The following is an 8962-nucleotide window of genomic DNA, read 5'->3' on the forward strand; positions in this document are numbered from 1 at the left end:
TCTACTTCAGCCCCATTCAATAATGTGGATTGCCGCCAGAACCGTTTGCCAACCGTGCGGGGGACTTGCCCGCCGCCGCAGCGGGCGCACGGCTGTAGCATACGCACGCTTGGAAAAGTTTCAGGTAGCCTGCTTACTCGGCCGCCCAAGCATAAAAAGCAGCGGCAAATTTGTTTAAAAATGCGGCGGTGCGCTCGTCGCTCACCTGCCCCTTGTCCAGTGCGGCATTGGCGCGGCTCAAAAACACCTCCGGCGCAATCAGCACCTCGACGCCCAAAGATTGCAGGCTTTGACGCAAATGCAGGCCGCTGTTGATGCCGCCGTAGCTGCCCGGCGATGCGGTGGCAACCGCCACTTTTTTGCCGTTCCACACGCTGTGCCCGAAGGGGCGCGAGCCGATGTCGATCAGGTTTTTCACGGCGGCCGGCATGCTGCGGTTGTGCTCGGGGCTGACGATCAGCACCGCGTCGGCGGCGCGCAGTTGGGCGCGTACGCGCTCGTATTCGGGCAGGCTTTGGCTATCGCGGTCTTGGGTGTACAGCGGCAGGTCGCCGATGTGCACTTCTTCTACGTGCACGCCCGCCGGGGCTTGGGCGACGATGTGCGCGGCCACGGCGCGGTTGATGGAGTTTTGGCTGAGACTGCCGACAACCAGGGCAATGTGGGTCATGGAACGTCCTTTATGCGTGATGACGGATGAAGTGGGGAAAACAGAGGCTACCTGAAAAACAGATGGCTCAAAACGCTTTTAGGCGCCGCCGTGTCATACCGAGTGGGCTTGGTATTCGGGGTGTTTGTCGATATAGGCTTTCACCAAAGGGCAAACCGGCTTCACTTTCAAGCCTTTGGCCACTGCGTCGTCGAGTACGTATTTGACCAGAAAAGAAGCGATGCCGCGCCCGCCCAATTCGGGCGGCACTTCGGTGCGCGTATAGGCGATGCCGCCTTCGAACAATTCGTAATTCTCAAAAGCGATGTGGCCTTCTTCATGGATTTCAAAGCGGTTTTGTTCGGTATTGTTGATCACAACGTAATCGCGGGACATGGTTTTTCCTTGGGGTGATTGGTGATGGGTGCCTTTTTCAGCAACCGGAGGCATTATCAGCCGGCCGGCGGTGCTTTGGGCGGCAAAGTTTGTGTTGGCCGCAGCCTGGCCGCGGTAAAACGACAGCCGCCCTAAAACGAGGAGCCCGGCTCTTGTAAAAACGCCCGCTCTTCGGCCGTGCTTTCACGCTCCAGCACCTCATTGCGGTGCGGGTAGCGGCCGAAGCGGTCGATGATCACTTTATGCTTGATTTCAAAATCCAGCGCATACGGTGTGGTGTAGCGGGCAAACAGTTTTTCCGCCTGGGCATGAATGGCACGGCTTTCGCTGTGCATCAGCGGCATCAGCATAAAATGGCGCTCGGCAGGCGCCATATCGGCAAAACCCGGTTGCCGCACCGCCTCCTGCGCCAAAGCCACCGCCATATTGTCTTGGGCAAACGCCAAGGGGCTGTTGCGGTGGAGATTGCGCGAAAACTGGTCGAGCACAATGATTTCGGCCAGCCGTCCGGTTAGGGTGTCGCGCCAGCCGTCCAGTTCCGAATACACCGCTTGTTGCCAAACATCGTAAAAGCGGCTGCGGATTTGTGCGTCAAACGCATCGCTTTTGGCAAACCAAAAGGGCTGGTTGGCATCGTTGAACCAAAAATCAAGTACGGTTTGCGGGCTCATGGCGGCTCCTGACGGGGTTTGAGGCTACCTGAACATCCGTCTCTTTTCAGGTAGCCTGCGAATGGTGACGAACCGAACGAGGGCATCAAGACAATGCCATCGGCACGTCCATCAATAAGATTTCGGCATCGCCCAAGGCCTCCACTTCAAAGGCGTCGGTGTCCCACAGCCCCAAGCCGTCGCGCTCGTGCAGGAGGTGTCCGCCGACGCGGGCTTCGCCTTTGATCACGAAAACATACACGCCGTTGCCGGCTTTTTTCACGGTATAGGTTTTGCGGGTGCCCTGATCGAATTTGGCCAGCGAAAACCAAGCATCTTGGTGGATCCACACGCCGTCGTCTTCGGGATTGGGCGACAGCACCTGCTGGAAATCGTTGGGTTTGGCCTGCTCGGCAAGGGTGATTTGCTGGTAGCGGGGGGCGACATCGCGCTGATTGGGGAACACCCAGATTTGCAGGAATTTCACCGCCTCGTCGGCATTCGCATTCATTTCGCTGTGGGTGACGCCGGTGCCGGCAGACATCACTTGAATATCGCCGTTGCGGATGATGCTGCCGTTGCCCATGCTGTCTTTGTGGGCCAGATCGCCGCTCAAGGGGATGGAGATGATTTCCATATTGTTGTGCGGATGGGTGCCGAAGCCGCCGCCGCCGGCCACTTGGTCGTCGTTGATCACGCGCAGCACGCCAAAATGCATCCGCTGCGGGTTGTAATAGTCGGCAAAGCTGAAGGTATGGCGGCTTTTGAGCCAGCCGTGGTTGGCCAGGCCGCGGGTGTCGGCTGCATGGTAAACGGTTTGCATGGTGTGCTCCTGATGATGTGTGTGTTTTGGGCCCCGAGTGGTGAGGCAGTGGGCGGATTATACGATTAATCTTTTTTTTAAATAAATAGGGTAAAATGCAAATATTTGATGCAATATTGGAACAATAATGGGTTTATTGGACGATATGGCTTTGTTTGTGGAAGTGGTGAAGGCCAAAGGTTTCCGCGGCGCGGCGCAAAAGCTGGGCTTACCCGGCTCCACCGTGTCGCGCCGGGTCAGCGCTTTGGAAAAAAACATCGGCCTGCGCCTGCTCAACCGCACCACGCGCAAGGTGGAGCTCACCGAAGCGGGCGCCATTTATTACGAGCGCTGCCGCTACATTGTCGAAGAAGCCGCCGCCGCCCACTTGGCCCTTAGCGAGATGGTGGCGCAGCCGGCCGGCACATTGCGCCTGTCGGTGGCCTCTGATGTGGCCCGTTTTCTGATTGCCCCGTTTTTGCCCGAGTTTGCCGAGCGCTACCCGCACATCGGCTTCGATTTCGACCTGTCCGACCGTCATGTCGATTTGGTCGGCGAGCCGGTTGATCTCGCCATCCGGGTAGGACAGCCGGCTGACTCGCTGCTGATTGCCTATCCCTTAGCCACGCTGTGCTGCCGGCTCTATGCCGCGCCGGGCTACCTGAAAAAATACGGCACGCCGGAGAACCCGGAGTCGCTGGCCCGTCACCAATGCTTTCCGCGCACCGCCCGCCAAAAAGAATGGACGCTCACCCGCGGCAGTAAAGAAGTGAAAGTGCCGATACAGAGCCGCTTCACCGCCAACGACCTCAGTTTCAGCCGCCACCTCGCCACCCAAGGCCTAGGCATCATCATGCTGCCCGAAATCATGGCCGCCCACGAAGTGGCCAGCGGCGAACTGCGCATCCTCCTGCCCGAATGGCAGGGTGCCCGCCTGCCGATTTACGCCCTCAGCGAGACCAAGCTGCTGCCGGCCAAAGCCCTGCGCTTCATCGAGTTTTTCAAAGACAAATTGTGCCGGGAATGAGCAGGGATCCAGGGTCTGTTGATCATTCGCCTAATGGCGGTATTGTTGGTAAAACGTCTGTTTACTTTGGCACAATGCATGCAAGATGTGTCCAATCTTAACTGTGACTTTTAGCCCGCAGGCGTCAATTTTTCCTTAAAAACCGACATATTAAGCCACACTGCTGCGCTGTCAGCAGACCCTAGCGTATCCGTGATCACCGTACCAAAACTTAGCTGCCGGACTCGCGGGAAGTGCGCCACCATGAAGCGGGCAAACGGCTAAACCTTTTGCTCCGCATGTAGAAAATGGCCGTGACGCAAAAAATGAGCGGTCTGCATGGCGGCGGTTTGATCGGCCAGAATACCGCTGTGGCTGACGGGCAGCACGAGATAGTCGCGGCAGTTTTCGGGACGGGTTTCTGCCAACAGCACGGTTCCGTCGCCGCCGCGATAGAGGCCCACGGCCAAACCGAGACCGAGATGGCGGTTGCCGGCGATACAACCCAAATCAAACTGTGCCGGCCACGGCGGCACATCGCCGTCGAGTGCGTGGCGGTAGGCATGGCCGATGAGCGGACGGGCGTAGCGGTGCAAACGGTCGGCGGCCGTGCTGCCCAAGTGCGGGGTGGCCAAGGTGACGCAACGACCGCGGATCAAATCCGGATAGTCGGCAGCGAAACGGCGCAGCACAATGCCGCCCATGCTGTGGCAGACGAAATGCAGCGGCTCGCGGTGGTGGCGGTAATAGGCTTGCACTGCATCGGCCAGCCGGGCGGTGTGCTGCTTCAGGGTGTGGACAACGCTGTAATAACCGAAACGGCGGCACTGGATGCCGTGCACTTGCAGGCGGCGGGCGGTGGGCAGCATGGCCCAGGCGTGCATATGCAGGCCGTGCAGCAGCATGACCTGCAGAGGTATGGATGAATCAGGCCGCATCGTCACCATCGGAGAGCAGCCAGCTTTGGGCGGCGGCGGCATCGTCGAAATATTTGGGGTGTTGGCGGGTGAGCAGGCCGGAGATGTGGGCGGCCAAACGGATCCAAATATCGTCCACCACAATGGCAATACGGCCGAAGTCGTTTTCGTGGCTGCTCATGAAACGCAGCTGCTCCCACGCCATGTCGATGGTGAAGTCTTTGAGCATAGACAAATCCAGCAAGATGTCGGGGCGGTGTACCCGGTGCAAGCAATCCAGGACGGCTTGTTCGAAGGCGCGGAAATCCTCCAAAGAAAACTCATTGTAGAGGGCGACGTTCAGGCCGTAGTGCTGTTCGCGGATCGAAATCATAAAGCCTCCTGTGTGCAAAAGGTTTCAGGTAGCCCGAGAATGGGTGTGGACAATATAGCGTTTTTAAAGCGCCGGCTCAATTGCGCTGCGGCCGGATATTGACTTGGCGCAAAAACGGTTGCTTCAGGAGGTTTTTTTTACCAGACTGCCGATGATGCCGGCAGCGATGATCACGGCCATGCCAGCGATTTCCTGCCAGCCTATTTGGTCGCCGAGCCACCAGACCCCGAGCAAGGTGGAAAACACCACGGTTAAGTAAGACAATGACGCAACGGTAAACTTTCGACCCACCTGATAGGCGCGGGTGAGGCAAAGCTGGGCCACGGTAGCGGTGATGCCGATGCCGAGCAAATAAGGCAGGGCATCTGAGCTGACGGGATGCCAGCCTTCCCAAGTGGCCAGCGCACCGGAGAGTACGGTGGCGACCAGACAGAAATAAAACACCACCCGCCAGCCGGGTTCGCCCAACAGAGAAAGTTCGCGCACCTGCAGATAGGCCCAACCGGCGGCCAAACCGGCAGACAGACCGACTAAGCCGGCCCACTCCTGACCGGCGGCGAAGGTAGGTCGCAGTAAGATCACGATGCCGACAAAGCCCAGAAACAGGCCGGCCAGCATATTGGGCGCGATTTTTTCTTTCAGAAACAGAAAGGAAAGCAGCGCGAGAAATAAGGAAGAGGTGTAGTTTAAGGTAACGGCCGTGGCCAAAGGCAGGTGGGCGATGGCATAGAAAAACAGCATCAGGCCAAGGGTTCCGGCCACGCCGCGGCCGAGGTGGGCATGCCAATGGGGCGTACGAAAATCTTGACGCCGCAACAGCGCCAAACCGCCCAATACCACCAGGCCGAAGGCGGTGCGCCAGAAAACCAGCTCGTTGAAACCGAAGCCGAAATCGCTGCCGGCTTTTTTGACCAGCGCGCCCATTAGGGCAAAAACGGCGGCGGCAATCACCATCCAGCCGGAGCCGAGTTTGTCTTGTTGCGGCATAAGTAATTTGCTTACTTGAAAAAGAATTAAAGTGGGGGAAAATAAAAAATTTTAGTAAATTCAGGCGAAATACTTTTATGTGCTATTGTTTTTGATAATTTCAGCCACTGACTTGAAAAATCACCGGCATTTTAGATCTAATATAAACAATGATGAATAGAAACCTCAATACTTCACCTTCAAATAAACGGAGAGAAATCATCCGCCTTCTGATCATCACCATACCTAGCGTTTTTGTGTTGCAGTTTATTTGGCTTGGCTTGGTCATTCTGATTGATAAAGAGGGCATAGGCATTTCAGCCGAACGCGTGCTCTTGGGGATGGCGGCGCTGATGATGGGTGTGCTGTGGGCTTGGCTGAGCTTGAAAGGAAAAATGCCATTCGGCTACGCTACCCCCAAACTAACGACAGCACAAAACCCTATTCAAAAATTGATGAGGGGGCTGTTTGTTGTTGCGGGAATGGCTACTTATGTGGCTTTTGCAATGATGCCCGAAGCCATGGTTTATGCTTTTTTTCGTGTTCTTTCTTTTGGGCCCATTCTCGATATACTGGGTTTGTTGGCTTTGTTTGCCATGGTGCTTTTGATTGTCATAGATTCCTTGATGACCAGCATAAAACACAAGCTGATGCCCCATAAAAAACCCAAAGAGAACATTCGTTATATCAATTGGTATCTATTTGCCATGATCAATTGGGTGGTGCTGCTGATGATGATTATTGGGTTTTTATTGATGGTTTATGGATATTGGGTCCCTATTTTTATGGATAATAAAATAATGATTCAATAAGAAAATAATAGCTGAAATATTTGTTTGAATATCCCAGATAGTGAAGACAAAGCCCGATAAACAGCATGAGAGCAACGGTGTAGGATTGGACTGGAAGCCGGAGACGGCTAGATAAATGCCGCCGAGCCGGTATTTGAGACCGATGAAAAGTTTTCAGGTAGCCTGAGACCTTTGCAAAATATCCCCCAACCCCCTAAATTCCCTCCCAAGACATTTAGGGGGTTGGAGGATATTTTGCTAAAGTTTCACGCTATATGCCAATGCAATGGCCTTACAAGGTTTTGGGTGATTTTTATACCCTGCGCAGCAGCAAGAGCACTTGAGATTGGGACGGCTTTCACCTGCTCAGCTTTGTTCGTGAAAACGGAAACGTGCAACCTCACTGCAAATACCGCTTGCGAAAGATTGCGTTGTTCACGCATGATGAGAATTTCGGCCGGCTCTATTGGTACCGGCTCGATTTTTACAGGGTAAGGTTTTGAGGGCGGCTTTTCCTTGCGAATACTGTTCGGCGGTAGCCATGCCTTCCATCCGTTCTTCGTAAATCGTTTATATTAGATATCCCCTATTACCTCCTATTAATTGTTTGAAATGCTCGAATCGCCTATTCAACACCCAGCCACAGTCATTTCCGCAATCAAGATGGAACCCACTTTATTCGCCGAACGGCGCAAGGCGTCATCGGCCACTCCTGCAATGCTCGGCAACATATCCTGTAAACGCGAAGCAATGGTGATTTCCTCCACCGGATAGGCAATCACACCGTTTTCTACCCAGAAACCGGCGGCGCCGCGCGAATAGTCGCCGGTAATCGGATTCACCCCCTGCCCCATCAACTCGGTCACCAACAGACCGCTGCCCATTTCGCGCAGCAAAGCGGCTTGGTCGGCGTGGGTGTGGTTGAGCATCAAGTTGTGGGCGCCGCCTGCGTTGGCGGTGGTGGTCATGCCGAGTTTGCGGGCGCTGTAACTGCTGAGGAAATAGCCCTGAATCACGCCGTTTTCAATCACAAAACGCGGACGGGTGCCGACGCCTTCCGCATCGAAATAGGTGCTGCCCAAGGCTTTGGGCAGATGCGGTTCTTCGCGCAGGCTGAGCGTAGGCGGCAGGATGGCGCGGCCGATGCTGTCGGGCAGAAAGCTGGTTTGGCGGTAGAGGGCGCCGCCGCTGAGGGCGCCGACCAAATGGCCGATCAGGCTGCCGGCGACGGTGGTGTCGAACAACACCGGATAGCTGCCGGTGGGCAGACTGCGGGCATTCAGACGGCGCACGGTGCGTTCGGCGGCCAGGCGGCCGACCGCTTCCGGGCTGTCCAAATCGGCCGGATCACGGGCGAGATCGAACCAATAATCGCGCTGCATCCGCCCGTCGCTGCCGGCGGCCACCATGCTGCAAGACAGGCTGTGGCGCGAACCCTGGCGGTGTTGCAGAAAGCCGTGGCTGTTGCCGTAAACAAATTGATAATGGCCGGTTTGCACGCCGGCGCCTTCGGAGTTGGAAATACGGGCATCGGCGCTTTGGGCCGCCGCTTCGCAACGGCGCGCCAATTCTATCGCTTCGTCGGTTTCCAACGGCCATTCGAAATAGCTGGCCAAATCGCCGGTTTCGGTGGCCATCAGTTCGGCATCGGCCAAGCCGGCGCAGTCGTCTTCGGCGGTGTAGCGGGCGATGTCGATGGCCGCGCGCACGGTGTCGGCCAGCGCGGCGGGCGAAAAATCGCCGGTGCTGGCCCGGCCTTTGCGCTGCCCCACATACACGGTGATGTCCAGCGATTTGTCCTGCTGGTATTCGATCTGCTCGATTTCCTGCAGGCGCACCTGCACCGACTGCCCCACCGATTCGCTGATGTCGGCCTCGGCCGCAGTGGCGCCGCCGGCGCGGGCCAGGGAAAGCACCTGCTCGCAGAGGACCGATAATTCTGATTTAGAGTGGTTGAACATGCTCTCACGCCTGCCAAAAGAAAAGCCGCATTGTACCCGAGAGCGGCCATGGCCGGTATCGAACAGGCCGAGACCTTTGCAAAATCCCAGGCCAACAAACAGCCGGAACATCTTTCATCCTGTTCCGGCTGTTTTTTCGTAAAAAGTAGGCAAACCACCCCTAAAGTCCCCTTCAAGTGCCTAATTCCTAGGCACCCCCTGCCTGTTCAGGCAGCCATAGGCACACGTATCCTGTTGGCTGCTTTCAACAGGTTCACACACATCGCTTTCAGGTGGCTTTGCGCCCTTACTTTGGGCAGAACCAAATAGGCTGCCCGACCATAGCGGAATTTGCGGTGCAGCGTACCGAAGCTTGGTTCCACCACATAGCGCACTTTCGCCAACCGGCTGTTGCGGACTTTTTGTTCCGGGCTTAACGGTCGGCCACGGTGTGCTTTTTGCATGATGCCAT

11 protein-coding genes are annotated in these 8962 nt (G+C 56.2%); 2 read left to right on the forward strand and 9 right to left on the reverse strand.

The genetic code is table 11. The features are described from left to right. Positions 1-133: 133 nt before the first annotated feature. From HMPREF9371_RS08395 to HMPREF9371_RS08410, 4 genes are all read right to left on the reverse strand, one after another. Positions 134-670: an NADPH-dependent FMN reductase gene (locus tag HMPREF9371_RS08395; RefSeq protein WP_009119620.1), complete on the reverse strand. Its 537-nt coding sequence runs from the start codon at positions 668-670 to the stop codon at positions 134-136. Positions 671-763: 93 nt separating this feature from the next. Further along, complete coding sequence (locus tag HMPREF9371_RS08400) at positions 764-1045, reverse strand: GNAT family N-acetyltransferase (protein ID WP_009119621.1); 282 nt, start codon at positions 1043-1045, stop codon at positions 764-766. A 131-nt stretch (positions 1046-1176) separates the two neighbouring features. After that, a complete protein-coding gene (locus tag HMPREF9371_RS08405) occupies positions 1177-1716 on the reverse strand; it encodes a DUF924 family protein (RefSeq protein WP_009119622.1) in 540 nt (179 codons plus the stop codon). Positions 1717-1801: 85 nt separating this feature from the next. Further along, complete coding sequence (locus HMPREF9371_RS08410; protein WP_009119623.1) at positions 1802-2518, reverse strand: pirin family protein; 717 nt, start codon at positions 2516-2518, stop codon at positions 1802-1804. A 127-nt stretch (positions 2519-2645) separates the two neighbouring features. Between HMPREF9371_RS08410 and HMPREF9371_RS08415 the strand changes: the two genes are divergently transcribed. Further along, complete coding sequence (locus tag HMPREF9371_RS08415) at positions 2646-3524, forward strand: LysR family transcriptional regulator (protein ID WP_009119624.1); 879 nt, start codon at positions 2646-2648, stop codon at positions 3522-3524. Between the two features lie 260 nt (positions 3525-3784). Here HMPREF9371_RS08415 and HMPREF9371_RS08420 read toward each other — a convergent pair whose 3' ends face one another. From HMPREF9371_RS08420 to HMPREF9371_RS08430, 3 genes are all read right to left on the reverse strand, one after another. Continuing rightward, positions 3785-4408 carry an esterase/lipase family protein gene (locus HMPREF9371_RS08420; RefSeq protein ID WP_009119625.1) on the reverse strand — a complete coding sequence of 208 codons (624 nt, stop codon included), beginning with the start codon at positions 4406-4408 and terminating at the stop codon, positions 3785-3787. A 22-nt stretch (positions 4409-4430) separates the two neighbouring features. Next, positions 4431-4793: a SpoIIAA family protein gene (locus HMPREF9371_RS08425; RefSeq protein WP_009119626.1), complete on the reverse strand. Its 363-nt coding sequence runs from the start codon at positions 4791-4793 to the stop codon at positions 4431-4433. Positions 4794-4916: 123 nt separating this feature from the next. Beyond that, positions 4917-5780, reverse strand: a complete 864-nt coding sequence (locus HMPREF9371_RS08430) for a DMT family transporter (protein WP_009119627.1) — start codon at positions 5778-5780, stop codon at positions 4917-4919. Positions 5781-5932: 152 nt separating this feature from the next. Between HMPREF9371_RS08430 and HMPREF9371_RS08435 the strand changes: the two genes are divergently transcribed. Beyond that, positions 5933-6571, forward strand: a complete 639-nt coding sequence (locus HMPREF9371_RS08435; protein ID WP_156787018.1) for a hypothetical protein — start codon at positions 5933-5935, stop codon at positions 6569-6571. Between the two features lie 608 nt (positions 6572-7179). Here the strand turns inward: HMPREF9371_RS08435 and pmbA are convergent. Together pmbA and HMPREF9371_RS08445 are read right to left on the reverse strand one after the other, a co-directional pair. Beyond that, entirely contained in the window at positions 7180-8511 is a 1332-nt protein-coding gene (pmbA, locus tag HMPREF9371_RS08440) for a metalloprotease PmbA (protein ID WP_040661010.1), read from the reverse strand. Between the two features lie 206 nt (positions 8512-8717). Beyond that, positions 8718-8962 (reverse strand): IS5/IS1182 family transposase (locus tag HMPREF9371_RS08445; protein ID WP_009119630.1); only part of this gene is annotated, 245 nt, incomplete at its 5' end.

This window comes from Neisseria shayeganii 871 (assembly GCF_000226875.1).
Lineage (GTDB): Bacteria > Pseudomonadota > Gammaproteobacteria > Burkholderiales > Neisseriaceae > Eikenella > Eikenella shayeganii.